This is a genomic window from Streptomyces roseirectus, assembly GCF_014489635.1.
Taxonomy (GTDB): Bacteria; Actinomycetota; Actinomycetes; order Streptomycetales; family Streptomycetaceae; genus Streptomyces; species Streptomyces roseirectus.
This window is the reverse complement of record NZ_CP060828.1, coordinates 8,147,174-8,171,674: the sequence shown is the minus strand read 5'-3', so window position 1 is coordinate 8,171,674 and position 24,501 is coordinate 8,147,174. Positions and strand designations below refer to the sequence as shown.

The window sequence follows — 24,501 nt, the reverse complement described above, 5'->3', positions numbered from 1 at the left end:
GCAGCCGACGGCGCCTCCCAGGTCAGGGGATGTGTGGCTCAGGCCCAGGCCGTCACCGGCACGAAGGAGCTGTCCTGGCGGAAGACGTCCGTGCCGTCGGAAGGCTCCACCCGGAGCTGGTAGTTGTAATGGCGGAGGTAGTGGCCGGGGTAGTTGTAGGACTCGAAGCGGACGGAGCCGGAGGTGGTGCCGGTGCGGGCGGTGAAGGTGGCGTCGCGGGCGAAGGTGGTGGTGTTGTCGCCTGCGTCGAAGCGGCCGCGGAAGTCCCAGTGGCGCAGGTAGTTGCCGGAGGCGTCGCGGAAGGAGTAGGCGTTGGCGTCGGCGAGGCCGGGCACGACCGTGAAGGTGGCGGCGCGTTTGTCGGCGGTCGCGCTGGAGCCGGTGATCACGGGGAGGTTGAGCAGGGCGGACTGCTGTTCCCAGTACCGGGTGGGGTAGTTGACGGACTGGAAGGAGCGGGTGGTGTTCCTGGCGATGCTGGGGCCGCCGGAGACGGTCTCCTTGATGACCGTGAAGTGGCGGGCGGTGCCGGAGATGCCGGGCAGGGCCTTGGGGGCGGACCAGGTGGCGAAGGTGTCGTAGCTGTCGCTGTAGTAGTAGGTGTTGTCGCCGTAGCCGTCGAAGTAGATCCGCCAGGCGCCGTTGTCGAGCTGGATGACGGAGGGGCCCTCGCGGTAGCTGCCCCAGCCCGCCCAGTCGCCGGTCTCGCGGATCGTGTAGGGGCCGTTGAGGGAGGTCGCCGTCGCGTACTCGATGTACTTGGTCGTCTCGTTCTTCGTGAACGCGTGGTAGGTCGAGCCGAGTTTCACGATGTACGTGTCGATGTGGTTGGCGCCGATCCCCGCCAGGGCGACCGGTGAACTCCAGGCGGTCAGCGCCGCGTTGGTGGCGCGCAGCCGGTACGGGGTGAAGATCCACTCGTCGCTGGTGAGGGAGCAGGACACGATGACGTTGACGCTGCCGTCGCTGTCGACGAACCACTCGGGGGCCCAGGCGCGGGAGAGGTTCGCGATCGGGACCTGGTAGTCGTACAGGAACGTCCAGTTGACCCGGTCGGAGCTGCGGGCGAAGCCGATCGTGGTGCTGACGTCCTGCCAGGTGTGCGTCGTGTACGTGAGGTAGTAGAAGCCGTCCGTGTGCTTGAAGACGCTCGCGTCGCGGATCCGGTTGCTCGGCGGCGTGTACGCGGAGGACTTCGTGAGGCGGAAGTCGGTGCCGTCGTCCGAGGTGTAGACGTTCACCGTGCCGTCGTTGCTGTTCAGGAACGGGACGATGGTGTATCTGGTGGCGGAGCCCGCGGCGGGCGCGGCGGCGAGGGCGGTGCCGAGCAGGCCCGGGGTCTCGCCGAGGACCAGGGCGGCGGCGGGGACCACGGCGAGTGCGCGCAGCAGGCTGCGGCGGGACGGGGCCGGGGTGTGGGGGTGTGGGGTCATGGCGGCTCTCCCTCGGTGGTTCAGGCGTCCGGCCGGTGGTGCGGGCATGGCCGGCCGGCGCTGCGGGCGTCGTCCAACGCCCCATGGGGGTTCGACCGGCCGAACAGGGTTCGGGAAGTCGATCAGAAGGTAGGGGTGTGAATGAGACACGTCAATGGTTCGCGCAGGACTGCGGGCCCGTAGTGCCGCTTCGCGCAACGCCCGCCCCCGCCTACCCTTCCCCCATGGGCGACGTGTCGATGGTCGGGCTGATGGGGCGGGTCACGGGGGCGGTCGGACCCGGGCTCGTCGGGGAGGTCATCGTCCGGGTGCGGGGCGGGGCGGAGCACTTCCTCGCGTACCCGGCGAACAGCGGGGAGCGGATCGAGAAGGGGACGGTGGTGATGGTGGTGGAGCACCTGCCGCCCCGGAGCGTCTACGTCACGGCCGCGTACGACAGTTGAGCGTGCGAAGTCCCAGGTGAGAGCCGTATTCGTCAAGGTTGTGACAAGGATCGGGCGGCGTCTTCTCCTGGGGCTCGCGGGGGCGCACACTCCCTTTCGTTCGGTGCCGAGAGGGCACCATCCAAAGGGGGCGCATGCCGATGGTCATCGGCGTCGTCGCGGGGGTGGCGGTCGCCGCCGTCCTCGTGCTGATCGGTTTGTTCAAGATGATGTGGCGGGTCGCGGAGCCCAACGAGGCGCTGATCATCTCGGGTTCGAAACACCGGACCGAGGGCCTTGAGGAGGGCATGGGGTTCCGGATCGTCACGGGGCGCGGCACGCTGGTGCTGCCCGGGGTGCAGGCGGTGCGCAAGCTGTCGCTGGACCTCAACGAGACCGAGTTGCAGGTGGATTGCGTCACGCACCAGGGAATTCCCCTGAAGGTGCGGGGAGTTGTCATCTTCAAGGTGGGTGACGACTTCGTGTCGATCGCCAACGCGGCCCGCCGGTTCCTGGATCAGCAGCGGCTGATGTCGGAGCGGGTGCACAACGTGTTCGCCGGTCATCTGCGGTCCATCGTCGGCGGGTTGACCGTCGAGGACATGATCCGCGACCGGGAGAAGCTGACCGGGCAGACGCGGGCGGCGTGCGGGACGGAGATGGAGAAGCTGGGACTGATCGTCGACTCGCTCCAGATCCACGAGATCGAGGATCCCACCGGCTACATCCAGAACCTCGCGATGCCGCACGCGGCGGCCGTCCAGCGCGACGCGCGCATCGCCCAGGCCGAGGCCAACCGGCTCGCCACGGAGGCGGAGCAGCAGGCCGCCGCCCGGATGTCGGAGGCGACCCGCGACAGCGAGATCCTCCAGGCCGGCTACCAGGCCGAGCGCGACCACGCGGCGGCCAAGGCCCGTCAGGCGGGGCCGCTCGCCGAGGCCGCCGCCCGGCAGGAGGTCGTCGTCCAGGAGACCCGCGTCGCCGAACTGGAGGCGCACCGGCGGGAACAGCAGCTCCAGGCGGACGTCCGCAAGCCGGCCGACGCCCAGGCGTACGAGAAGCGCACCCTCGCCGAGGCCGAGCGCGACGCCCGGATCTCGGCGGCGCAGGCCAAGGCGAAGGAGACCGAACTCGCCGCCGCCGCGGAGGCGTCCCGCGTCAAGCAGGCGGCCGGCGCGGAGGCCGAGGCGACGAAGACGCGCGGCGCCGCGTCGGCGGCGGCCACCCGCGCGACCGGCGAGGCCGAGGCCGCCGCCGCGCAGGCCAAGGGGCTCGCGACGGCCGAGGCGACCCGTGCGCAGGGGCTCGCCGAGGCCGAGGCCATCAAGGCGCGGGCCGCCGCCCTCGCCGACAACCAGGAAGCCGTCGTCGCCCAGCAACTCGCCGAGAAATGGCCCGAGATCGTCCAGGCGGGGGCGTCCGCCTTCGGCAACGTCGACAACATGGTGCTGCTCAACGGGGCCGACGGGATGGGCGAGTTGTTCGCCAAGGCGCTGACCATGGGCGGGACCGGGCTGGGGCTGGCCCGGCAGTTGCTGGCGACGATGGCCCCGGGCGAGGCGCCGTCGACGGCGAACGGGGCCGGGGGCAAGGGAGTTGGGGGTGCCGGGGCTGGATCCGCCGGTGCCGGGGCCGGGGTTCTGTCGGGGACCGGCCCGCAGAAAGCGGGCGCCGCTTCGGCCCCGCGGAAAGTGACGCTGGACGAGGAGTAGGCGTACGAGTTGGGGACCGGCGGCGGGACATGACCCCGCCACCGGTCCCCAACTCCCCCCCGGTCAGCAGGTGTTCGGCGCGGTCTTCCCCGCGAAGCGGTCCCGCAGCCAGGGCGCGCCCTCGTTGCCGGTCGCGGCGGCGGCGACGATGTGACCGGGAACGTGGTTGGTGCTGAACTTCACGACGGCACCCAACTTGCACCAGTCGGCGGCAAGTCGCTGCCCCACCCGATGGGGGACGACGTCGTCGAGGCGGCTGTGCGACAGCAGGACGGGCATGCCCGGCTTGCGCGTGCCGAGCCGCTGGTCGGCCACGATCGCCTTCCAGGGCGCGTACTTCAGCCGCTCGGTGAGGGGACGGCCGTCCGCGGTGAGGAACCGGGAGGTGAGGAACGGGTACTTGGCGAGGGCCTGCGTCGTGCACTGGTTGTCGCGCAGGTCGGCCGTCACCCGCTTCCCTCGTGCGTTGAGGTAGGCGTCGATGTCGATGCCGTAGGAGGCGCCGAGCCCGGAGAGGGAGTAGTTGAAGAACGCGCCGTACGCGGAGCCGTCGAGGCCGGCCGCCACCGCGTCGAGGTCGGCGGGCGCGGCGCCGACGACGGCGCCCTCGATCTTCAGCTCCGGCGCGTAGGCGGGGGCGAGTTCGGCGGCGGAGGCCGTGGCGCCGCCGCCCTGGGAGTAGCCGTAGAGGGCGACGGGTCCGGCGGTCTTCCGCAGCCGCTGGGCCGCCCGGAGCGAGTCGAGGACGGCACGGCCCTGGGCCTCGCGGTCCATGTAGGTGTGGACGCCGGGCGTGCCCGAGCCCTGGTAGTCGGTGACGACCACGGTCCAGCCCTGGTCGAGGAGGTGCTTGACCGGCAGTCCCTCGTACTCGGTGCCATCGGCCAGTTGGCGGGACGGGGCGCACTTGTCGGCCAGGCCCTGGGTGCCGGGGGCGAACGTGACGAGCGGGCGAGGGGCGGGGTACGCGGCGTTCGGGGTGAGGAGGGTGCCGGTGACGGCGACGGGGGTGCCGGTGCGGTCGGTCGTGCGGTACATGATCCGCTGGACGTCCGCGTCGGCCTTGACCACTTTGAGCGGGTCCAGATGGAAGACGGAGCGTTCGGTGCGGATCACGTCGCCGTTGTGCGCGGGCAGGGTGGCGGGCGGTTCGTAGAACGCCTCCCCGGCCCTGCTCGCGGCCAACGGCGCGTGGGCGACGGCCGGTTGGGCGCCTGCGGCCGTCGTCCAGGCGGTGCAGGCGGTCAGGACAGCGGCTGCCGTGCGCAGGACCTTCACGGATGCGTGCTCCCTCGGTCGGCGGCCCCGTCCGGCGCGGGCCCGTCCGCGATCTTCGAGGGAAACGGACGGACGTGGTCCGCGGCCTGCCGGGAGGTCACCCGATCGGCGGGCAACCGGCCGAGCGGGCCGTCCTGTTCGCCGTGCGCGCACTCCCTGCCGGCGGCAGAACATCCGCCCCGCCCGGAACTTCCCGGCGTTCCGGGCCTGTTGCCGCCGTTGCGGACAACTGGACATGCCCGGCCCTCACTTGTCCGGCCGCACCGTCTAAGGTGCCCCCGTGAGCACGTTCACCGAAGACGACGTCCCGGGCCGGTTCGGGCCCGCCGCCACCACTGAGGCCGACCCCCGAAGCGTCGGCCGGGTCCGCACCGAGTACGCCCCCGAGCACGACGGGGACCCCGATCCCGGGGAGATCGTGTGGACCTGGGTGCCGTTCGAGGAGAACGACGGCCGGGGCAAGGACCGTCCGGTTCTCGTCGTCGCCCGGGAACCCCGGGGCACTCTCCTGGCCGTCCAGCTCTCCAGCAAGCGGCACGACGGGGACCGCGAGTGGGTGCCGATCGGCAACGGCCCCTGGGACAAGTCGGGCCGCGATTCGTGGGTGGACGTGGACCGGGTGCTGCGGCTGCACGAGGCGGGCATGCGCAGGGAGGCGTGCGCGCTCGACCGGGGCCGGTTCAACCTGGTGCGGCAGCGGCTGCACGAGAGGTACGGCTGGACGTAGCCAACTGCCCTTGCATAACGGCGGGTTCAGTAAGAAGACGTTGTGAACCCGGCCCTTCCGGCACAAATCACGACGGACGCGCACCTAGGCTCGCGCCCGTCGTGATCATGCGAGGAAAAACGGAGGGGCGATGGGTTTCGTGAGCGACGTCGTGCGAAGAACCCGGCACGGGCTGGTTCTCCTGCTGGGCCTGCTGCTGTGCACCGGCTTCACGGTGGGCGTGACGGCGTCCCCGGCGCGGGCCGCCGACGTGCCGTGCCAGTTGTACGCGACGGCCCCGAACCGGCTGGCCGACCTCGCGGTCAAGGCGGCCTGCGCGGAGGTCGCCGCCGGCACGATGTACACCTGGGGCGGCGGCCACGGCGCGCGGCCGGGCAAGACGTACGGGTACTTCGACGGCCAGGACGAGGCGTCCCGGCACGACGACACCGTGCTGGGCTTCGACTGCTCCGGCTTCGTCCGGTACGCCTGGTCGCAGGCCGTGGGCTACGACATCGTCGGCAGCGGCGCCACCGGCAACGAGGTCAAGGTGCTGACCTCGCCCACGGCCCACAACACCGTGATCTACGGCCCCGGCGGGCTCGAACCGGGGGACATCGTGTTCTTCGGCGACAAGCACTGGTACGGCGACTCCATCGAGCACGTCGCCATCTCCCTGGGCGGCGACCGGATCGCCGAGGCCGCCCAGTCGGGCACGCCGCTGCACGCCCGGGTGCTGAACGCGGACAAGTTCGTCATGGCGATCCGGATCAACCCGGACACCGTCGGGCAGCCGGGCCCGGACCCGAGCGCGTCGGGGCCCGTGCACAGCACCTGGGGCACCTGGATCCGGCTCGGCGAGCAGCCGGTGCACGGCGCCCGGGTGGTCGCGGTGCTGGACGGCCCGACGCAGGTCAAGGTGAACTGCCAGCAGCGCGGGGACAGCATCACCGCCGAGGGCACCACCAACGACTGGTGGTCCTACCTGCCCGAGTACCGGGGGTGGATCACCAACATCTACCTCCAAGGGCCGGCCGTGCTGCCGGACGTCCCCGAGTGCGGAACCGGCCGTGACCTCAGCGGCGTGTCGGGCACCCCGTCCGGCGGCGACTTCAGCGTCTGGGCCTCGGACGTCAACGTCCGCGCCGGCGCCTCTCTCGACGGGAGCCCGGTGGCGACCATCGCGACGCCCCGCTCGGTGCGGATCTCCTGCCAGGCCCACGGCGGGGTCGTCCAGGCCGAGGGGTACGTCAACGACGTCTGGTCCTACCTGCCGGACTACCAGGGCTGGGTGAGCAACATCTACCTCCAGGGGCCGGCCGTGCTGCCGGTGCCCGAGTGCGGTTCCGCGAGCGGTACCCCGGCTCCGGCGACCACCTGCACGGACGGCACCGATCCGACCGGGTCGGACGCGCGGACCCCGGCGGGCCGGTCGGTGGAGATCCAGGGCCGGCTGATCGAGCTGCGCTACAGCGACTCCACCGAGTGCGGCTGGGGCCGGATCAGCCGGGGCGGCGTCGGCGACCACATCTGGGTGGACCGCAGTGCGGACGGCGGCGCGCACTGGGAGTCGCAACTGGGCCACACCACCATCACCGACGGCCAGGACGTCCACACCGTCCAGTGGCGCGACTCGGGCGTGGTCATGCGGGCCTGCGGCAGCGTGGCCGGGCAGCCCGACGTGGTCTGCACCACCTGGTTCTGAGCGGGCGCGGCGTCGCGGTCATGGCATCACCCCCGTGGACGCCATGACCGCGACGCCGCCTGTCGTGCTCATGCAGTCATCGTCCGTGCCGGGGGAGCGCGCCCGCAACGCAATTTCCCGTCCCGCCGACGCGGGAAGAACGCCGCCGGAACACCCGATGACCACGACATCGAGTGCCGGTGCATCCGGTTTCGCCCCCTTGTGGGATCCGCGTCCAGGGTTTTGGGTGGGACGAGTGATCCCGGCCCGGACACCCGTCCGAGCCGGACCGGTGGCATGGTGGAACCTCAGGAGGGTCCCGAATGTCCGACTCTGTGAGTGACGACGGCGACTGTACGGACGGCCGCACGGCCATGACGGAGGCCGAGGTGGACGCCCTGGTCCGGGGCATCTGCTTCAAGACCGGCCCGCCCCGGACCGTCGGCGTGGAGGTCGAGTGGCTGATCCACGACCTGGCCGACCCGCGCGGCGCGATCCCCCCAGGCCGCCTGCGGACGGCGTACGAAGCACTGCGGAACGTCCCGCTCGACTCGGCCCTGACGGTGGAACCCGGCGGCCAGCTGGAGCTCAGCTCCCGGCCCGCGAGGTCCCTCACCCAGTGCGTGGACTCGGTCTCGGCCGACCTCGCCACCGTCCGCGCGGCGCTCGCGCCCCAGGGCCTCGCCCTCAGCGGCATCGGCACCGAACCGTGGCACACCCCCCGCCGCTACCTGCGCGAACCCCGCTACAACGCGATGGAGACCTACCTCGACCGCACCGGCCCGGCGGGACGGGCGATGATGTGCGCGTCCGCGTCCGTGCAGGTCTGCCTGGACGCGGGGTACGAGGAACCGGGCCCCCTCGGGCTCGGCCGGCGCTGGTGGCTCGCGCACCACCTGGGCGCCGTCCTCGTCGCGGCGTTCGCGAACTCCCCGCTGCTCGGCGCGGAGCCCACCGGCTGGCGCTCCACCCGGCAACTGCTGTGGACGCAGATCGGCCCGGACCGCGCGGGCGGCCCCGACCTCGCCCGCGCCCCGCGCGACGCGTGGTCGCGCCTCGTCCTGGACGCCCCGGTGATGTGCGTACGCCGCGACAGCGGCCCCTGGGACGTGCCGGAGAGCCTGACCTTCCGGGAGTGGCTGCGCACCGGCGCCCCGACCCGCGCCGACCTCGACTACCACATCTCGACCCTGTTCCCGCCGGTCCGCCCGCGCGGCCACCTGGAGCTGCGGATGATCGACGCGCAGCCCGGCGAGGACGGCTGGATCGTCCCGCTCGCGGTGACGACGGCCCTGTTCGACGACCCCGAGGCCGCCGAGCGCGCCTACCGCGCGGTGAAGCCGCTCGCGGAACGCGCCCACAGCCCCGCCCCGCACAACCCCCTGTGGCTGACGGCGGCCCGCGAGGGCCTGGCCGACCCCGAACTCCACGACGCCGCCCTCACCTGCTTCGCCCTCGCCCTCGACGCCCTCCCCCGCCTCGGCGCGGCCCCCGCCGTGCTCGACGCGGTCTCCGCCTACCACGACCGCTACATCCGCCCCGGCCGCTGCCCGGCCGACGACCTGCTCGACAGCCTGTACGGCGAGGAGATTCCCCGATGACGGCCACACCCGAATCCGCCACCGACGCCGAAGGGGCACCGCGCGCCGCGCACACCGAGGGGGCACAGCGCGGCGCGCACACCGAGGGCGCACCCCGCGACGCGCCCGTCCAACTCCCGCCCACCGACCCGGAATCCCTCCGCGCGCGGGCCCTCGCCACCCTCACCACGGCCCGCGACCGCACCACCCTCCTCACCTCCTGCGTGGAGGACCCCGACCTCACCGCCCAGCACTCCCCCCTGATGTCGCCCCTGGTCTGGGACCTCGCCCACATCGGCAACCAGGAGGAGCTGTGGCTGCTGCGCACGGTCGGCGGCGGCGACCCGATGCGCCCGGAGATCGACAGCCTGTACGACGCGTTCGAGCACCCCCGCTCCGAGCGCCCGACGCTGCCCCTGCTGCCGCCCGCCGAGGCCCGCGCGTACGCGGCCGAGGTGCGCGGCCGGGTGATGGACCTGCTGGAGAAGGCCGACTTCCACGGCACCCGCCTGACCGAGGCCGGCTTCGCGTTCGGCATGATCGCGCAGCACGAACAGCAGCACGACGAGACGATGCTGATCACCCATCAGCTCCGCAAGGGCCCCCAGGTCCTGACCGCCCCCGACCCCGAGCCGGCCGCCCTGTTCACCGGCCCGCCCGAAGTCCTCGTCCCCGGCGGCGAGTTCACCATGGGCACGGACACCGAACCCTGGGCCCTGGACAACGAACGCCCCGCGCACCGCCGCGAGGTGCCCGGCTTCCACATCGACACCACCCCGGTCACCAACGGCGCCTACCTGCGCTTCATGGACGACGGCGGCTACGACGACCCCCGCTGGTGGCACCCCGCCGGCTGGGCACACATCCGCCGACACGGCATCCGCTCACCGCAGTTCTGGCACGGCGACGGCGGCCAGTGGCTGCGCCGCCGGTTCGGGGTGACGGAGCTGGTCCCGCCGGACGAGCCCGTCGTCCACGTCTGCTGGTACGAGGCCGACGCCTACGCCCGCTGGGCCGGACGCCGGCTGCCGACGGAGGCGGAGTGGGAGAAGGCCGCCCGCCACGACCCGGCGACAGGCACCTCCCGCCGCTACCCGTGGGGCGACGCCGACCCGGGGCCCCAGCACGCCAACCTGGGCCAGCGCCATCTGCGCCCGGCCCCGGCCGGCAGCTACCCGGCGGGCGAATCACCGCATGGCGTACGGCAGTTGATCGGCGACGTGTGGGAGTGGACGGCGAGCGACTTCCTCCCCTACCCGGGGTTCCAGGCGTTCCCGTACAAGGAGTACTCGGAGGTGTTCTACGGCCCCGAGCACAAAGTGCTGCGCGGCGGTTCGTTCGCGGTGGACCCGGTGGCCTGCCGGGGCACGTTCCGCAACTGGGACTACCCGATCCGCCGGCAGATCTTCTCCGGGTTCCGCACGGCCCGCTCGGAGGCCGTCTGATGTGCCGTCACCTCGCCTATGTGGGCGACCCGTTGCCGCTCGGCCGGCTCCTGAAGGACCCGCCGCACAGCCTGTTCCACCAGTCCTGGGAGCCGGCGCACCAGCGCTCGGGGACGGTCAACGCCGATGGTTTCGGGGTGGGTTGGTACGCGGACGGCGATCCCGTACCGGCCCGCTACCGGCGCGCGGGGCCGATCTGGGCCGACCTCTCCTTCACCGACCTCGCCCGTGTCGTGCGCACCCGCGCCCTGCTGGCCGCCGTCCGCGACGCGACCCTGCCGAGCGCGGACGGCGAGGCCGCGGCGGCGCCGTTCGCCTCCGGCACCTGGCTGTTCAGCCACAACGGGGCCGTCAAGAGCTGGCCGCGGAGCGTGTCCGGCATCGCGGCGACCCTCCCACCGGCCGACCTGCTGTCACTGGAGGCGCGCACGGACTCGGCGTTCGTGTGGGCCCTGGTGCTCCAACGCCTGAAGAACAGACGCCCGTTGGGGGACGCGCTGGCCGGCGCGCTCGCCGAGGTCGCCGCGGCGGCCCCCGGCTCCCGGCTCAACCTCCTCGCCACGGACGGGAGTTCGATCGCCGCGACCGTCTGGGGCGACAGCCTCTGGTACCTGCTCGACCCCGGCCGCCACGCGGTCGTCGCCTCCGAGCCCTACGACGACGACCCCGCCTGGCGCGAGGTCCCCGACGCCACCCTCCTCACCGCGACCCGCACGGAGGTCCTTCTCACCCCGCTGAAGGATGTCACCGCACCGAAGGAGCCCCGTCCGTGAGCCCGTTCCTCCTCACCCGCACCCTGCCCGAGGGCGCCACCGACGCGGCGCTGCGCGCGGACGTCCTGCGCGGTCTGACCGCGCACCCCAAGTGGCTGCCGCCGAAGTGGTTCTACGACGCGCGGGGCAGTGAACTCTTCGACCGGATCACGGAGTTGCCCGAGTACTACCCGACCAGGGCCGAGCGCGAGATCCTGCTCACCCGTGCGCCGGAGATCGCCGCCGCGTCCGGCGCGCGCACCCTGGTCGAGCTGGGCTCGGGCTCCTCGGACAAGACCCGCCACCTCCTCGCGGCACTCCGGGACCTCGACACGTACGTCCCCGTGGACGTCAGCGAGAGCGCCCTCACCCAGGCCGGCGCGGGCCTCCTCGCGGAGCATCCGGAGCTGACCATCCACGCCCTGATCGCCGACTTCACCGCCGCCCTCGACCTCCCGGCCACCCCGGGGCCGCGTCTCCTCGCGTTCCTCGGCGGCACGATCGGCAACCTCGTCCCCGCCGAACGCACCGCCTTCCTCGCCGCCGTCCGCGCGCTCCTCTCCCCCGGCGATACGTTTCTCCTCGGTACGGACCTGGTCAAGGACGAGGCCACGCTGGTCCGCGCGTACGACGACTCCGCCGGGGTCACCGCCGCGTTCAACAAGAACGTCCTGGACGTCGTCAACCGTGAACTCGGTGCCGACTTCCACCCGGGCTCGTTCGACCATGTCGCCCTCTGGGACCGGGACCACGAGTGGATCGAGATGCGGCTGCGTTCGCGCACCGCGCAGACGGTCAAGGTGCCGGCCCTCGATCTCGCGGTCGACTTCGCGCCGGGCGAGGAGATGCGGACGGAGGTCTCCGCGAAGTTCCGCGAGGCGGGCATCACGGCCGAGCTGGCCGCCGCGGGGCTCGACCTCACGCACTGGTGGACCGACACCGCCGGCCGCTTCGCCCTCTCCCTCTCCACCGCCCGCTGAGACCTGCCCACTGGGACCTGGGAGCCACGCCTCGCGCCGCCGCCCGGCGTGAGGCACGGTGGACGTATGTCGAACCACACATACCGGGTCACCGAGATCGTCGGCACCTCCCCCGAGAGCGTGGACCAGGCCGTCCGCAACGGCATCGCCCGAGCCGCCCAGACCCTGCGCAACCTCGACTGGTTCGAGGTGACCCAGGTACGCGGCCAGATCGAGAACGGGGAGGTGGCGCACTGGCAGGTGGGACTGAAGGTGGGGTTCCGGCTGGAGGAGGAGAGCTGAACCCCGCCGGACGGGTCACCTCTTCTTCTTGTAGTCCAGGGACTTGCCTTCGTTGAGGCGCTGGACGAGGTCGAAGGCGGCGAGGGCCAGCGGCTTGAGGTCGGCCGTACGCGCGCCCCCCGGTATCCGGCGCAACTCGGCGACCAGGGCGACCTCCTCGCTGCCCGGCTTGCCGACCTTGTCGTCCACCGAGCCCAGCGCGCCCAGGGAGCTGTGGATGTGGTCCCAGTCGTCCTTGCGGTCGCCGACCTGGATCTTCTCCGCCTCGGTGAGGTGCTTGTAGTTGCGCAGCAGATCCTGGCCGACCGGTATGCCCTTCAGCCACTCGGCGCGGGTCAGCGGGATCTGCCTGCGCTCACGACGGCCGGCGTCCCCGTGCTCGACAGCGGTGTTGTAGAGCGGATCGGTTCCGTCCACCGGAAGCCCGGCCGCCTGGAGGGCGAACGTGACGAACTCGGCCGGTTTCGTGCGGAAGTACACCCGCAGCGGGTGGGGCAGCAGTGTGAAGTTGTGGGCGAAGGAGGTCCGGGACATCAGGCCGCCCGCGATCGACTTCGAGTTCCCACTGCCTTCCAGGCGGGTGCCGTAGTCGAGATAGCTGCCGATCAGGGTGATCAGCCCCACCAGCCCGTCCGTGGGTTGTCCGCCCGTGGCCTCCTCGGGGAGGGCATCGGCCAGTTCCCGGGCTGTCCGGCGGATGCCGTCGACCTTGCCGATGCCCTCCCTGTGCAGGTCCTGCTGGGCCTCCTTGCGCCGGTCGTGAGCGGCGCGTCCGAGAAGGCCGGGAGCCTTGGCCGGGGCGTTGAGGTACTCCACCAGCCGGGGCAGTTCGCCCAGTTTGAAACCGCCGGTCATCTGCGGTGTGTAGTCGAGGGCGCCGCCCATCGGGAACACCATGATGCCGGGGTTCGCCGTGAAGCCCTCGACCACGACGTCGTCGAGCGGGAAGGATTCCTCGCCCTGCCGGCTGTCCAGAGCGGCCGAGACCGCGGTGATCGTGTCCATCACTTCCACGGCCTCGTCCCGGGTGTTCAGCGGATCGGTCACCCATTCCAGGCCCGAGCCTCCCGTCGGGCTGACGTCCGAGGTGAGCTGGTAGTTCCTGCCGCCGCCGACGCTGTCCGCCTTGGGGATGTCGCGGCCGCGAACAGGGGGCTCCCGGATCACCTTCTTGGTGCGCAGCGCATGCTGGGCTTCGGGCAGGAGCTTCTCGTACTCTTCGGGGGACTCCTGCCGCAGCCGGTCGATCCGGGCCGCGCCCTCGTCGGTGAGCTGATACTCGCCGCGATTGCCCCCGGCCAGCGGGGCGAGCCAGCTGTCCCTCAAGTCCTGCGCGGGCGTGGCCTGTTCAGCCTCGTCGAGCAGTCGGGAGGCGTGTGCCGACCGAGGGGCTGTCAGCATCACCAGGATCTGTGCGCCGCCGAGGGCCTTCTGCTCCGCGACCTCGTCGTGGTAGTTCTGCTCGTCCTCCTCCGTCAGGTCGTTGTGGTCCCGCACCCGCCACTGCGACTCGAACTCGAACCCCACCCGCCGCTGGACCGCGTCCCCCTCGTGCCCCGCACCGCTGTCTGCGGCGCACTGCACGCTCTGTCCGCGCGCGACCCTCGCCCCCGCGTCCGCCGCCTCGCGCTCCCAGCGGCCGTCGGGGTCGCTGAGTCCGGCGGGCGCGTCGTGCTGGGTGGTGTGGTGGATCTCGTGGGCCATCGTCTCGGTGTCGCGCAGGACGCTCGCGTTCTGGACGACGATGGTGTGGCCGACGGTGTACGCCTTGGCGTCGATGCTCGCGGCGGCCCGCTCGTCGACGGAGACCCGGACGTGGTCGAGGCTGGTGCCGAACGCGTTCTCCATGGTCGTCCGCACCCCGCCCGGCAGCCGGCGTCCACCGCGCCCGGCGGCCCGCGCGGCTTCCCGGACGGCGGCCTCGCCGGCGACCTCGCCGCGTGTGGCGTCGCCGCCTGTGGCCTCCCGGCCCCCGGGCGCGGGCGCCTCGCGGTCACGGCCGCGTTCCCGGGCGATCATCCGGGCGACGGCCGCGTTCCCGATCGTCCGTTGCAGGGCGCCCGGTGAGCCCGCCGGGAACCGGGGGCCGCGAACGGGGGTGTGCGGCTCGGCCTGTTCGCGGTCGGTGCCGCGCCGGGACGCTGTGGTGTGCCGCATGAAGATCCCCTCTCGCCTCGTCGACTGTCCCGCAGGATCACCGCCGTGAGAAGGGCGCCGGGGGCAGACCTGGCTGCCCGAACGGTCGTCCCGCCCTCCCGGGGTCAGGTCCTGCCCTCTCCCTCCTGAGCCTGCCGCAGCGCCTCCGACGGCGCCGTCCACCGCGCGAGCGTCACGGGGAACCCGGCCCGTTCCGCGTCCGCGCACACGAGTTCGTCGTCGTCGACCACCATCCGCACCTCCCGTCCCCGGCCGAGCCGGCGCAGTACCTCCAGCTTGGTCTGCCGGGCCGGTCTGCGGTCGTCGTTGCGCCGCATGAACACCCGTCCCTCGGGCAGGCCGTGCCGGGCCAGCCACTCCAGGGTGTCCCGGCGGCAGCGCTCGGGCCGCCCGGTGAGGTAGACGACCTCGCACTCCTCGGCGCTCGACACGGCCAGCGCGACCCCGTCGGGGATCGGCGGGTCCTGCGGGGCGGCGGCGAAGAACCCGGCCCAGTCCCGCCGGGCGCCTTGCAGGAAGCGCTGGCGGTGGGCCGTGTCGGCGAGGGTGTTGTCGAGGTCGAAGACGGCGAGGGGGCGGCGTTCGGTCACACGTCCACAGTAGGACGCCCCACTGACAACCGACCCTCACCCCCCAATTGCTTATGGGAACCGTTTTCATATAGCCTCCTCGACACACACCCCTCCCACCCCGAGGAGCCCTCCATGGCCGTCCCCAAGCGCAAGATGTCCCGCAGCAACACCCGCCACCGCCGCGCCCAGTGGAAGGCGAGCGTCCCGTCCCTGGTCCCGGTCACGGTCGACGGCGTCCAGCACCTCGTCCCGCAGAACCTGGTGAAGGCGTACGAACGCGGCCTGCTGCGCCCGGAAGGCTGACCCACGTGACACCGCACGACCGCCTCCCGGTGACGGTCCTCTCGGGCTTCCTGGGCGCGGGGAAGACGACGCTCCTCAACCACGTCCTGAACAACCGCGAGGGCCTGAAGGTCGCGGTGATCGTGAACGACATGAGCGAGGTCAACATCGACGCGGCCCTGGTCAGGGGCGGCGACGCGGCCCTCTCGCGGACGGAGGAGCGGCTGGTCGAGATGACGAACGGCTGCATCTGCTGCACCCTGCGCGACGACCTCCTCGACGAGGTGGACCGCCTCGCCCGCGAGGGCCGCTTCGACCACCTGATCATCGAGTCGAGCGGCATCTCGGAGCCGCTTCCGGTCGCCGCGACCTTCGCGTTCGCCCGCGACGACGGCGCCACCCTGGGCGACGTGGCCCGCCTCGACACGATGGTCACGGTCGTCGACGCGGCGAACTTCCTCACCGACCTGGCCGACGGCGACGAACTCGCCGAGCGCGGCCTGGCCCCGTTCGAGGACGACGAGCGCACGGTCAGCGACCTCCTCATCGACCAGGTCGAGTTCGCGGACGTCATCGTCCTCAACAAACTCGACCTGGTGGACGCCCCCACCGCGGCCCGCCTGCGCGCGACCCTGACCCGGCTGAACCCGGACGCCCGGGTCGTCACGGCGACCCACAGCGAGGTCGACCTGCGCGAGGTCCTGGACACGCGCCGCTTCGACCTGGAGCGCGCCCAGCAATCGCCGGGCTGGGTCAAGGAGTTGAACGGCGACCACGTCCCGGAGACGGAGGAGTACGGCATCTCGTCGACCGTGTTCCGCTCCGAACTCCCCTTCCACCCCGGCCGGTTGTGGGCGTTCGTCACCGAACACCTGGACAGCGGCGCCTACGGACGCATCCTCCGCTCCAAGGGCTTCTTCACCCTCTCCACCCGCCCCCACGTCACCGGCCTGTGGTCCCAGGCGGGCTCGGTCGCCCGCTTCGAACCCTCCGCCGCCCGCGACGAAGACGCCCCCTACGCCCAGGAACTCGTCTTCATCGGCACCCAGTTGCACTCCCCCGCCCTCCAACAGGCCCTCACCACCTGCCTGCTGTCCCCCGGCGAACCCACCCCCGACGACCCGTTCCCCCTCTGGTCCACCACCGGCATCGACGACACCTGCGAACACGAACACGCCGCCTGACGCTGCCGCGGTGCGGCCTCCGTCGGTCGCTAGGGGCCGTGCCCCCGGCGCCTCTGGAGATCGTGGCCTACGGCTGGAGTGCCAGGTGCCCCTGTTCCAGCAGCAGGACCGCGCCGATCGTCACCATCAGCACCCCGGAGACGCGGGTCACCACTCGGGCCGCGGTCGGGCGGGTGCGCAGGACCGTTCCGGCGAAGAGGCCGACGGTGAGGTAGACGACTGCGCAGGCGGTGGTGTGGAGGGCGCCGAGGAGGCCGGTCTGGGCGGCGACGGGCCAGCCGGTATGGGCGTCGATGAACTGGGGGAACAGCGAGAAGTACAGGAGGAGGGCCTTGGGGTTGAGGCCGCTGATGCCGGCGCCGCGCAGGAGGATGCGGGCGCGGGAGTCGGCCGGTGCCCCGTCGGCCGCGCTGAGGGCGGCGGGGCGGGTGAGGACGCCGAGCCAGATCAAGTAGCCGGCCCCGGCGAACGTCAGCGCCGTCAGGAGGGTCGCGGAACTCGCGACGATCACGACGAGTCCGGCGACGGCGAGCAGGGTGTAGCCGACGTAGCCGGTGAGCAGACCCGCGACGGCGGGCAGGACGGCGCGTTCGCGCAGCCCGGCGGAGATGACGTAGGCCCAGTCGGCGCCGGGGGTGAGCACCAGCAGCAGGTCGATCGCGAGGAACGCGGCCACCGTCGATATGTCCATGCGGGGAAGGTTAGGAACGATCCGCCCGAAGGTGTTTCCGTTCTTTCCCCGCAGCGGGCCGTTCAGGGGGAGAATCTTCCCCATGGACGCCATCGACCGGAAGATTCTCACCGAGTTGCAACTCGACGGCCGGCTCACCGTCACCGAACTCGCCGCGCGGGTCCGCCTCAGCGTCTCGCCCTGCCACCGGCGGCTGCGCGACCTGGAGAAGTCGGGGGCGATCCGCGGGTACCGGGCGGTCGTCGAACCGTCGGCGGTCGGGCTGGCCTTCGAGGCGCTGATCTTCGTCACAATGCGGGTGGAGGACCGGGAGACCGTCGCCGCGTTCGAGGAGGCCGTCGCCGCCGTCCCGCACGTCGTGCAGGCACAGCGCCTGTTCGGCGAGCCGGACTACCTGCTGCGGGTCACGGCCGCCGACCTGGCGTCCTACCAGCGCCTCTACGACGAACGGCTGGCGACCCTGCCCGGCATCCAGCGGCTGACCTCGACGCTGGTGATGAAGCACGTCGTCGCCGACCGCCCGCTCCCCGAGGCCCCCGGCACGCCCGTCCAGTAGCGTCTGCGCCCGCGACCAGGGAGAAGCCGCACCCCGGCACGATCCGGGACGTCGCCGCGCGAGCGGGTGTCTCCAGGCGGCCTCGTACCTGCGGCTCGCCGGGCACCGCCGCATCCTGTTCCTGGGCGGCGAGCCCCGGTTCTCTGCGCGGACACGGCGTCGCCCCGCAGACGGAGCCGGACGTGCCGGGGTCCCCGGGGTCGTCCCGGTGATCGGTTTCGACGGCGTCCCGTTCGCCGCCGGTCCGTCGCGGCGCCGCCCGCCCGAGTGTGACGGCGCCCGGCAGGGGACGCCGCAGGAATCTCCCGCGCGTGAAAGCGTTGAACCCTGTGTGACCTCACCACTCGCGCAGACCCGTTTCTCCGTCCTCGACCGCTCGCGCACCCGCGAGGGGCATCCGCCCTCGGAGGCGTTGCGGGACACGGTCGCGTTCGCGCGGGAGGCCGAGGCGCTGGGGTTCCACCGGTTCTGGGTGTCGGAGCACCACGGCGTGCCGGGCGTCGCCGGTTCCGCGCCGACCGTGCTGGCGGCGGCCGTCGCGGGGGCGACGCGCACGATCCGGGTCGGGACGGGCGGCGTGATGCTGCCCAACCACCGTCCGCTGGTCGTCGCCGAGCAGTTCGGGGTGCTTGAGTCGCTGTATCCGGGGCGGATCGACATGGGGCTGGGCCGCTCGGTGGGCTTCACGGACGGCGTGCGCCGCGCGCTCGGGCACGGCAAGGACGACGCCGGCGACTTCGCCGCCCAGATCGAGGAACTGCTCGGCTGGTTCGCGGGCACCTCCCCGACCGGCGTCCACGCCCGCCCCTCGGAGGGCCTGACGGTGCCGCCGTTCGTGCTGGCCATGGGCGAGGGCGCCGACATCGCGGCCCGCGCGGGCCTGCCGATGGTCATCGGCGACTTCCGCAGCACCGAGAAGATGCTGCGCGGCGTCGACCGTTACCGGGCGACGTTCCGCCCCTCGCCCTGGGCCGCCGAGCCGTACGTCGTCGTCTCGGGCACGGTCGCCGTCGCCGCCACCCCCGAGGAGGCCCGCCGGATCCTCGTCCCGGAAGCCTGGTCGATGGCGTACTCCCGTACGCACGGCGCGTTCCCGCCCCTGCCGCCCGCCGAGGACGCCGAGCGCCGCCCGATGACCGAGAAGCAGCGCGGCTTCTACGAGGACGCCCTGACCGGTCACCTCGCCGGCACCGAGGAGCAGGTCGCCGAGGGCCTGGAGCGGATCGTGAAGGAGACGGGCGCGCGGGAGGTGCTGGTGACGACGAGCACGTACGACCGGGCGGCACTGTCCGACTCCTACCGGAGGCTCGCCGGGATCATCGGCGCCACGCCCGGTAGTGGTCGAGCAGCGTCTCCTCGACCGGCCGGTAGCTGATCCCCAACTCCTCGATGCTGCGCCGGTTGTCGACGGTGAAGCGGATCCCGAGGTGCCCTCGGATGTAGTCCTGGGAGAGTCCGAACGCCGGGCCGAGGATCCGAACGGGCCAGTGGGGCAGGGCGGTTCGGGGCAGCCGCCAGTCCTTGTGGTGCCGGCGGACGATCGTCGCCATCTCGTGGAACGACGTCATCTCCCGCTCGGCGAGGATGTACCGGCCGTGCGCGTCGGGGTTCTCGGCGGCGGCGATGTGCGCGAGGGCGACGTCACGGACGTCGACGGTGGTGAAGCTGAAGTCCGGTGCGCCGTAGCAGAAGTAGCCCTTGAAGAGTTCGTCCAGCAGGAACAGGCTCCCGGAGTCGGAGGCCGGGGTGAGGGAGGGGCCGAGGATCAGCCCGGGGTTGACCGCGACCATGGACCACCGGTCCTGCGCGTGGCAGGCGTCCCAAGCGGCCTGCTCGGCCACGGTCTTGGCGTAGTGGTAGGGGTTGTTCTCCACGGTGCTGCTGGAGTTGACGTGTTTCTCGCTCAACTCCCCGCCCATGTGAGTGAGTACGTCGGCGTAGTCGCCGAAGATCGCGCCGACGGTCGAGGTGAACACCAGCCTCTCGACGCTCCGGGTGCGCTCAACCGCCCCGAGAACATTGCGTGTTCCGGTGAGCGCGGGTTCGACGACGTCCCGGTACCCGTCCTTGATCCGCTCCGGCATCAGGAAGGGCGAGGCGACGTGGAAGACGACGGCGCAGCCGGACGCGGCCTCGTCGAAGGAGCCCTCCGTCAGCAGGTCGGCCTCGAACAGCCGGAGCCTGCCGGGGTGTTGAGCGCCGAGCGCGGTGAGCGGGGCGACCTTCGCGGTGGCCGTGCGGGAGCGGACGGTGGCGTGCACCGTGTACCCCCGCTCCAGCAACTCCCGTACCAGATGGGCGGCGACGAATCCGCTGCCGCCCGTGACGAGGACCGTGTTCACGCCGTCATGATCCCACCTCGGCGGCGCGCGCGAGAGACTTCCGGTCGGGAAATCCGGCGGACTCCACGACCGGCAGCACCTCGACCTCGGCGACCAGCCGGCGCGCGGTGACGACGCGCCACACGGACGTCAGCAGCGCGTCGTCGCCGACGAACGCGGGCGCGGTGCTCGGCGCGCCGTCGGCCGTCCGGTACCGGATCCGCACCGGCTGCACGGGCGTCCCCGCGTCCAGCGCGGCCTGGAACACCGCGCGCCGGAACCTGCCGTGCTCGCGCCCGCACCAGGTGCTGCCCTCGGGGAACACGGCGACGGCCTGTCCCGCGCGCAGCGCCTCGGCGATGCGGGCGACCGTGGCGGGCAGGGCGCGCAGCCGGTCGCGGTCGATGAACAGCGCGGTCCGCGCGGCGAGCGGCCCGGCGATCGGCCACTGCCGGATCTCCCGCTTGGCGAGCATCCGCGCGGGCCGCACGGCCGCCAGCAGCGGTACGTCCAGCCACGAGATGTGGTTCGCGACGACCAGCAGCCCGCCCTCGCCCGGCGCGGCCCCCGTGATCCGCACCCGTACGCCCGAGGCCCGTACGACGCTCCGCGCCCAGCCCCGCACCAGCGCGCCCGGCAGCCGGCGCGCGGCGAGCGACCCTGCGATGCCGGCGAGCACCAGCACCACCACCGCGACCAGCCGCACCGCGCCCCGCACGCGCGCGCCGCGCCCCGCCTCGACGCACGTGCCCGGCGTGCAGGGCGCGCTCGGCAGCCAGACGCTCATCAGGACGGGACGAGGGAGAGGAAGTGGCGCAGGTAGCGGGCGTTGACCTTGCGCATCGACAGCAGCACGTACAGGTCGGCGACGCCGAAGTCCGGGTCGTGCGCGGGCTCCCCGCACACCCACGCGCCCAGCCGCAGGTAGCCCCGCAGCAGCGCGGGCAGTTCGGTGCGCTCCGGCGTGGCGACGTCGCCCTTCGGCACCCACGGCAGCAGGGGCCGCACCCGGAACTCCTCCGGCGCGAGGTTCTTCGCCCTCACCCGGTCCCAGGTCGCGGCGGCGAGCTGCCCGCCGTCCGCGAGCGGTACGGAGCAGCAGCCGGCCAGCCACTCGTGGCCCCGGTCCACCATGTACCGGGCGATGCCCGCCCAGATCAGCGAGATGACGGCGCCGTCGCGGTGCTCGGGGTGGACGCAGGAGCGGCCGACCTCGACCAGGTCGGGCCGGATCGCGTCGAGCCGTGTCAGCTCGAACTCGCCCTCGGAGTACAGCCGTCCGGCGACGGCCGCGCGCTCCGGCGGCAGCAGCCGGTACGTCCCGACGACCTGCCCGGTCTCCGTGTCCCGCACGAGCAGGTGATCGCAGTAGGCGTCGAAGGCGTCCACATCGAGCCCCGGCCGCGCTCCCCCCAGCAGGGCGCCCAGCTCCCCCGCGAACACCTCGTACCTCAGCCGCTGCGCGGCCCGCACCTCCTCCTCACTACGCGCCAGGCTCACGGCGTAGCGCACCGGCGCCACGTTCTGCTGGGGACGGTCGAGCATGGAAACGCCGGTCATGGGTCTCTCCCGAGTCGCGGGCGAACGGCGGCGAGCGGTGCCACCGCCTCTGTTCTCCCGACGCGGGTTGGCGTGTACGTGACCAATTTGGGGAGGGGGGATGTGCGGTTGCCGAACGGCGGGATCCGGCCGCCGGAAAGCCAGACGGGACCGGGGATGAGCACCACTCCCGGTCCCGCCCGTCCGCCTCTTCCCGGCGAACGTCTCCTTATTTCTTGGCGGACTTCCGCGTCGCCCGCAGCCACTCCCGGTTCATCGCGGTGATGGACACCAGCGGAATCCCCTTGGGGCAGGCCGTGGCGCACTCGCCGGTGAGGGTGCAGCCGCCGAAGCCCTCGTCGTCCATCTGGGCGACCATGTCGAGGACGCGGGTCTCGCGTTCGGGGGCGCCTTGCGGAAGGACGTTGAGGTGGTTGATCTTGGCGGAGGTGAAGAGCATCGCGGCGCCGTTGGGGCAGGCGGCGACGCAGGCGCCGCAGCCGATGCACTCGGCGTGTTCGAAGGCGAAGTCGGCGTCGGGTTTGGGGACGGGGGTGGCGTGGGCCTCGGGGGCGGCGCCGGTGGGGGCGGTGATGTAGCCGCCGGCCTGGATGATGCGGTCGAAGGCGGAGCGGTCGACGACGAGGTCCTTGATGACCGGGAAGGCGGAGGCGCGCCAGGGTTCGACGTCGATCGTGTCGCCGTCGGAGAAGGAACGCATGTGGAGCTGGCAGGTCGTGGTGCGTTCGGGGCCGTGCGCGTCGCCGTTGATGACCAACGAGCAGGCGCCGCAGATCCCTTCACGGCAGTCGTGGTCGAAGGCGACGGGTTCCTCGCCGCGCAGGATCAGGTCCTCGTTGAGGGTGTCGAGCATTTCCAGGAACGACATGTCGGGCGAGATCCCGTCGACCTCGTAGGTCGACATGGCGCCGTCGGCGTCGGCGTTCTGCTGGCGCCAGACGCGCAGGGTGAGCCTCATGCGTAACTCCGCTGAGTGGGGTGGACGTACTCGAAGACGAGGTCTTCCTTGTGGAGGGTGGGCGCCGCGCCGGTGCCGGTGAACTCCCAGGCCGCCGCGTAGCCGAACTCCTCGTCGCGGCGGGCGGCTTCACCGTCCGGCGTCCGGTACTCCTCGCGGAAGTGCCCGCCGCAGGACTCGGCGCGGTGCAGCGCGTCGAGGCACATCAGCTCGGCGAGTTCGAGGTAGTCGACGATCCGGTTCGCCTTCTCCAGCGACTGGTTGAACTCCTCGCCGGTGCCCGGGACTTTGATCCGCCGCCAGAACTCCTCGCGGATCTGCGGGATCCGCTCCAGCGCCTTGCGCAGCCCGGTGTCCGTGCGGGCCATCCCGCAGAACTCCCACATCAGCTCGCCGAGTTCACGGTGGAAGGAGTCGGGGGTACGGTCCCCGTCGACCGCGAGGAGCAGGCTGATCCGGTCCTCCGTCTCGGCCAACACCTCCTGGACGGCGGGGTGTTCGGCCGTGACCTCGCTCTGGCGGGGGTTGCGGGCGAGGTAGTCGTTGATGGTGGCCGGCAGCACGAAGTAGCCGTCCGCGAGGCCCTGCATGAGCGCGGACGCGCCGAGCCGGTTCGCCCCGTGGTCGGAGAAGTTGGCCTCGCCGATCGCGAACAGCCCGGGGACGGTCGTCTGGAGGTCGTAGTCGACCCACAGCCCGCCCATCGCGTAGTGCACGGCCGGGTAGATCCGCATGGGCACCTCGTACGGATCCTCGTCGGTGATCCGCTGGTACATGTCGAAGAGGTTCCCGTATTTCGCCTCAACTGCCTTGCGGCCCATGCGCTTGATGGCGTCGGCGAAGTCGAGGTAGACGCCCTGCCCGCCGGGGCCGACACCGCGTCCCTCGTCGCAGACGTTCTTCGCGGCGCGGGAGGCGATGTCGCGCGGGACGAGGTTGCCGAAGGAGGGGTAGATCCGCTCCAGGTAGTAGTCCCGCTCGTCCTCGGGGATCTGGTGCGCGGGCCGCGTGTCCCCCTTCGCCTTCGGCACCCAGATCCGCCCGTCGTTGCGCAACGACTCGCTCATCAGCGTGAGTTTGGACTGGTGGTCGCCCGTGCGCGGGATGCACGTGGGGTGGATCTGCGTGAAGCAGGGGTTCGCGAAGTACGCGCCCCGCCGGTGCGCCCGCCACACCGCCGTCGCGTTGGAGTTCATCGCGTTCGTCGACAGGTAGAAGACGTTCCCGTAGCCGCCGCTGGCGAGGACGACGGCGTCGGCGAAGTAGGTCTCCACCCGCCCGGTGATCAGGTCCCGCGCGACGATCCCGCGCGCCCGCCCGTCGACGACGATCAGGTCCAGCATCTCGGTGCGCGGGTGCATCTCGACGTTCCCGGCGGCGATCTGCCTGCTCAGCGCCTGATAGGCGCCCAGCAGAAGCTGCTGCCCCGTCTGGCCGCGCGCGTAGAACGTGCGGGAGACCTGGACGCCGCCGAAGGACCGCGTGTCGAGCAGCCCCCCGTACTCGCGGGCGAACGGCACGCCCTGGGCCACGCACTGGTCGATGATCTCCACCGAGATCTGCGCGAGGCGGTGGACGTTGGACTCGCGGGCCCTGAAGTCACCGCCCTTGACGGTGTCGTAGAAGAGGCGGTGGATCGAGTCGCCGTCGTTGCGGTAGTTCTTCGCCGCGTTGATGCCGCCCTGCGCGGCGATGGAGTGGGCGCGGCGCGGGGAGTCCTGGTAGCAGAACTGGACGACGTGGTAGCCCTGTTCGGCGAGGGTCGCCCCGGCGGAGCCGCCCGCGAGGCCGGTGCCGACGACGATGACGGTGTGCTTGCGGCGGTTGGCCGGGTTGACGAGCTTGGCCTCGAAGCGGCGGGTGTCCCAGCGGTCGGCGACGGGGCCCGCGGGCGCCTTGGTGTCGGCGAGGGGGTCGCCGGTGCGGTACTCCGTGTAATCGGTCAT

23 protein-coding genes are annotated in these 24,501 nt (G+C 72.1%); 13 read left to right on the top strand and 10 right to left on the bottom strand.

Annotation, left to right across the window (positions count from 1 at the left end; translation table 11 throughout):
• Nucleotides 1-38 precede the first annotated feature (38 nt).
• The gene (locus tag IAG44_RS35350) at nt 39-1,433 is read right to left on the bottom strand and encodes a glycoside hydrolase family 43 protein (RefSeq protein ID WP_187751138.1); all 1,395 of its coding nucleotides are present in this window, start codon (nt 1,431-1,433) and stop codon (nt 39-41) included.
• A gap of 224 nt (nt 1,434-1,657) precedes the next feature.
• Between IAG44_RS35350 and IAG44_RS35345 the strand changes: the two genes are divergently transcribed.
• Complete coding sequence (locus IAG44_RS35345) at nt 1,658-1,876, top strand: hypothetical protein (RefSeq protein ID WP_187751137.1); 219 nt, start codon at nt 1,658-1,660, stop codon at nt 1,874-1,876.
• A gap of 134 nt (nt 1,877-2,010) precedes the next feature.
• On the top strand, nt 2,011-3,567 hold the full coding sequence (locus IAG44_RS35340; RefSeq protein WP_246562280.1) for an SPFH domain-containing protein: 1,557 nt from the start codon (nt 2,011-2,013) through the stop codon (nt 3,565-3,567).
• A 63-nt stretch (nt 3,568-3,630) separates the two neighbouring features.
• On the opposite strand, the gene IAG44_RS35335 is transcribed toward IAG44_RS35340, so the two are convergent.
• Nucleotides 3,631-4,845 carry a lipase family protein gene (locus IAG44_RS35335; protein WP_246562278.1) on the bottom strand — a complete coding sequence of 405 codons (1,215 nt, stop codon included), beginning with the start codon at nt 4,843-4,845 and terminating at the stop codon, nt 3,631-3,633.
• A 280-nt stretch (nt 4,846-5,125) separates the two neighbouring features.
• Here IAG44_RS35335 and IAG44_RS35330 point away from each other — a divergent pair, with 280 nt between their 5' ends.
• The 7 genes from IAG44_RS35330 (at nt 5,126) to IAG44_RS35300 (ending at nt 12,274) form a co-directional block, all read left to right on the top strand.
• Nucleotides 5,126-5,572: a type II toxin-antitoxin system PemK/MazF family toxin gene (locus IAG44_RS35330; protein WP_187751136.1), complete on the top strand. Its 447-nt coding sequence runs from the start codon at nt 5,126-5,128 to the stop codon at nt 5,570-5,572.
• A 130-nt stretch (nt 5,573-5,702) separates the two neighbouring features.
• A complete protein-coding gene (locus IAG44_RS35325; RefSeq protein ID WP_187751135.1) occupies nt 5,703-7,256 on the top strand; it encodes an NlpC/P60 family protein in 1,554 nt (517 codons plus the stop codon).
• 302 nt (nt 7,257-7,558) lie between these two features.
• A complete protein-coding gene (egtA, locus tag IAG44_RS35320) occupies nt 7,559-8,836 on the top strand; it encodes an ergothioneine biosynthesis glutamate--cysteine ligase EgtA (RefSeq protein ID WP_187751134.1) in 1,278 nt (425 codons plus the stop codon).
• Nucleotides 8,833-10,260, top strand: coding sequence for an ergothioneine biosynthesis protein EgtB (egtB, locus tag IAG44_RS35315; protein WP_246562277.1), 1,428 nt, complete (start codon nt 8,833-8,835; stop codon nt 10,258-10,260). The genes egtA and egtB overlap by 4 nt, the downstream gene beginning before the upstream one ends.
• The gene (egtC, locus tag IAG44_RS35310) at nt 10,260-11,033 is read left to right on the top strand and encodes an ergothioneine biosynthesis protein EgtC (RefSeq protein ID WP_187751133.1); all 774 of its coding nucleotides are present in this window, start codon (nt 10,260-10,262) and stop codon (nt 11,031-11,033) included. The genes egtB and egtC overlap by 1 nt, the downstream gene beginning before the upstream one ends.
• A complete protein-coding gene (egtD, locus tag IAG44_RS35305; protein WP_187751132.1) occupies nt 11,030-11,992 on the top strand; it encodes an L-histidine N(alpha)-methyltransferase in 963 nt (320 codons plus the stop codon). Before egtC ends, egtD begins: the two co-directional genes overlap by 4 nt.
• Before the next feature lie 66 nt (nt 11,993-12,058).
• Nucleotides 12,059-12,274 carry a dodecin gene (locus IAG44_RS35300; protein ID WP_187751131.1) on the top strand — a complete coding sequence of 72 codons (216 nt, stop codon included), beginning with the start codon at nt 12,059-12,061 and terminating at the stop codon, nt 12,272-12,274.
• Between the two features lie 15 nt (nt 12,275-12,289).
• On the opposite strand, the gene IAG44_RS35295 is transcribed toward IAG44_RS35300, so the two are convergent.
• Nucleotides 12,290-14,431 carry an eCIS core domain-containing protein gene (locus IAG44_RS35295; protein WP_187751130.1) on the bottom strand — a complete coding sequence of 714 codons (2,142 nt, stop codon included), beginning with the start codon at nt 14,429-14,431 and terminating at the stop codon, nt 12,290-12,292.
• Between the two features lie 104 nt (nt 14,432-14,535).
• A complete protein-coding gene (locus tag IAG44_RS35290; protein ID WP_187751129.1) occupies nt 14,536-15,021 on the bottom strand; it encodes a phosphatase domain-containing protein in 486 nt (161 codons plus the stop codon).
• 114 nt (nt 15,022-15,135) lie between these two features.
• On the opposite strand from IAG44_RS35290, the gene rpmF reads away from it, so the two are divergent.
• Entirely contained in the window at nt 15,136-15,306 is a 171-nt protein-coding gene (gene rpmF / locus IAG44_RS35285; RefSeq protein WP_187751128.1) for a 50S ribosomal protein L32, read from the top strand.
• Between the two features lie 5 nt (nt 15,307-15,311).
• Nucleotides 15,312-16,469 (top strand): GTP-binding protein, encoded by a 1,158-nt coding sequence (locus IAG44_RS35280; protein WP_484604070.1) that lies wholly within the window; start codon nt 15,312-15,314, stop codon nt 16,467-16,469.
• A 67-nt stretch (nt 16,470-16,536) separates the two neighbouring features.
• On the opposite strand, the gene IAG44_RS35275 is transcribed toward IAG44_RS35280, so the two are convergent.
• Complete coding sequence (locus IAG44_RS35275; protein WP_187751127.1) at nt 16,537-17,160, bottom strand: LysE family translocator; 624 nt, start codon at nt 17,158-17,160, stop codon at nt 16,537-16,539.
• Between the two features lie 82 nt (nt 17,161-17,242).
• Between IAG44_RS35275 and IAG44_RS35270 the strand changes: the two genes are divergently transcribed.
• A complete protein-coding gene (locus tag IAG44_RS35270) occupies nt 17,243-17,716 on the top strand; it encodes an Lrp/AsnC family transcriptional regulator (protein ID WP_187751126.1) in 474 nt (157 codons plus the stop codon).
• Between the two features lie 331 nt (nt 17,717-18,047).
• Complete coding sequence (locus IAG44_RS35265; protein ID WP_187751125.1) at nt 18,048-19,091, top strand: LLM class flavin-dependent oxidoreductase; 1,044 nt, start codon at nt 18,048-18,050, stop codon at nt 19,089-19,091.
• Here the strand turns inward: IAG44_RS35265 and IAG44_RS35260 are convergent.
• From IAG44_RS35260 to IAG44_RS35240, 5 genes are all read right to left on the bottom strand, one after another.
• Complete coding sequence (locus IAG44_RS35260) at nt 19,033-20,058, bottom strand: NAD-dependent epimerase/dehydratase family protein (protein WP_187751124.1); 1,026 nt, start codon at nt 20,056-20,058, stop codon at nt 19,033-19,035. The two genes, IAG44_RS35265 and IAG44_RS35260, sit on opposite strands and share 59 nt — an antisense overlap.
• Before the next feature lie 4 nt (nt 20,059-20,062).
• Nucleotides 20,063-20,824 carry a lysophospholipid acyltransferase family protein gene (locus IAG44_RS35255; RefSeq protein WP_187751123.1) on the bottom strand — a complete coding sequence of 254 codons (762 nt, stop codon included), beginning with the start codon at nt 20,822-20,824 and terminating at the stop codon, nt 20,063-20,065.
• Nucleotides 20,824-21,597, bottom strand: coding sequence for a GNAT family N-acetyltransferase (locus tag IAG44_RS35250; RefSeq protein WP_187751122.1), 774 nt, complete (start codon nt 21,595-21,597; stop codon nt 20,824-20,826). The genes IAG44_RS35255 and IAG44_RS35250 overlap by 1 nt, the downstream gene beginning before the upstream one ends.
• Nucleotides 21,598-21,805: 208 nt before the next feature.
• Nucleotides 21,806-22,555, bottom strand: coding sequence for a succinate dehydrogenase/fumarate reductase iron-sulfur subunit (locus IAG44_RS35245; protein WP_187751121.1), 750 nt, complete (start codon nt 22,553-22,555; stop codon nt 21,806-21,808).
• Nucleotides 22,552-24,501, bottom strand: a complete 1,950-nt coding sequence (locus IAG44_RS35240; protein WP_187751120.1) for a fumarate reductase/succinate dehydrogenase flavoprotein subunit — start codon at nt 24,499-24,501, stop codon at nt 22,552-22,554. Before IAG44_RS35240 ends, IAG44_RS35245 begins: the two co-directional genes overlap by 4 nt.

Coding starts and splice junctions, on each gene's coding strand:
- IAG44_RS35350 (WP_187751138.1), bottom strand. CDS start 1,433: ATGACCCCACACCCCCACACCCCGGCCCCGTCCCGCCGCAGCCTGCTG.
- IAG44_RS35345 (WP_187751137.1), top strand. CDS start 1,658: ATGGGCGACGTGTCGATGGTCGGGCTGATGGGGCGGGTCACGGGGGCG.
- IAG44_RS35340 (WP_246562280.1), top strand. CDS start 2,011: ATGCCGATGGTCATCGGCGTCGTCGCGGGGGTGGCGGTCGCCGCCGTC.
- IAG44_RS35325 (WP_187751135.1), top strand. CDS start 5,703: ATGGGTTTCGTGAGCGACGTCGTGCGAAGAACCCGGCACGGGCTGGTT.
- egtA (WP_187751134.1), top strand. CDS start 7,559: ATGTCCGACTCTGTGAGTGACGACGGCGACTGTACGGACGGCCGCACG.
- egtB (WP_246562277.1), top strand. CDS start 8,833: ATGACGGCCACACCCGAATCCGCCACCGACGCCGAAGGGGCACCGCGC.
- egtC (WP_187751133.1), top strand. CDS start 10,260: ATGTGCCGTCACCTCGCCTATGTGGGCGACCCGTTGCCGCTCGGCCGG.
- IAG44_RS35300 (WP_187751131.1), top strand. CDS start 12,059: ATGTCGAACCACACATACCGGGTCACCGAGATCGTCGGCACCTCCCCC.
- IAG44_RS35295 (WP_187751130.1), bottom strand. CDS start 14,431: ATGCGGCACACCACAGCGTCCCGGCGCGGCACCGACCGCGAACAGGCC.
- rpmF (WP_187751128.1), top strand. CDS start 15,136: ATGGCCGTCCCCAAGCGCAAGATGTCCCGCAGCAACACCCGCCACCGC.
- IAG44_RS35275 (WP_187751127.1), bottom strand. CDS start 17,160: ATGGACATATCGACGGTGGCCGCGTTCCTCGCGATCGACCTGCTGCTG.
- IAG44_RS35270 (WP_187751126.1), top strand. CDS start 17,243: ATGGACGCCATCGACCGGAAGATTCTCACCGAGTTGCAACTCGACGGC.
- IAG44_RS35255 (WP_187751123.1), bottom strand. CDS start 20,824: ATGAGCGTCTGGCTGCCGAGCGCGCCCTGCACGCCGGGCACGTGCGTC.
- IAG44_RS35250 (WP_187751122.1), bottom strand. CDS start 21,597: ATGACCGGCGTTTCCATGCTCGACCGTCCCCAGCAGAACGTGGCGCCG.
- IAG44_RS35245 (WP_187751121.1), bottom strand. CDS start 22,555: ATGAGGCTCACCCTGCGCGTCTGGCGCCAGCAGAACGCCGACGCCGAC.
- IAG44_RS35240 (WP_187751120.1), bottom strand. CDS start 24,501: ATGACCGATTACACGGAGTACCGCACCGGCGACCCCCTCGCCGACACC.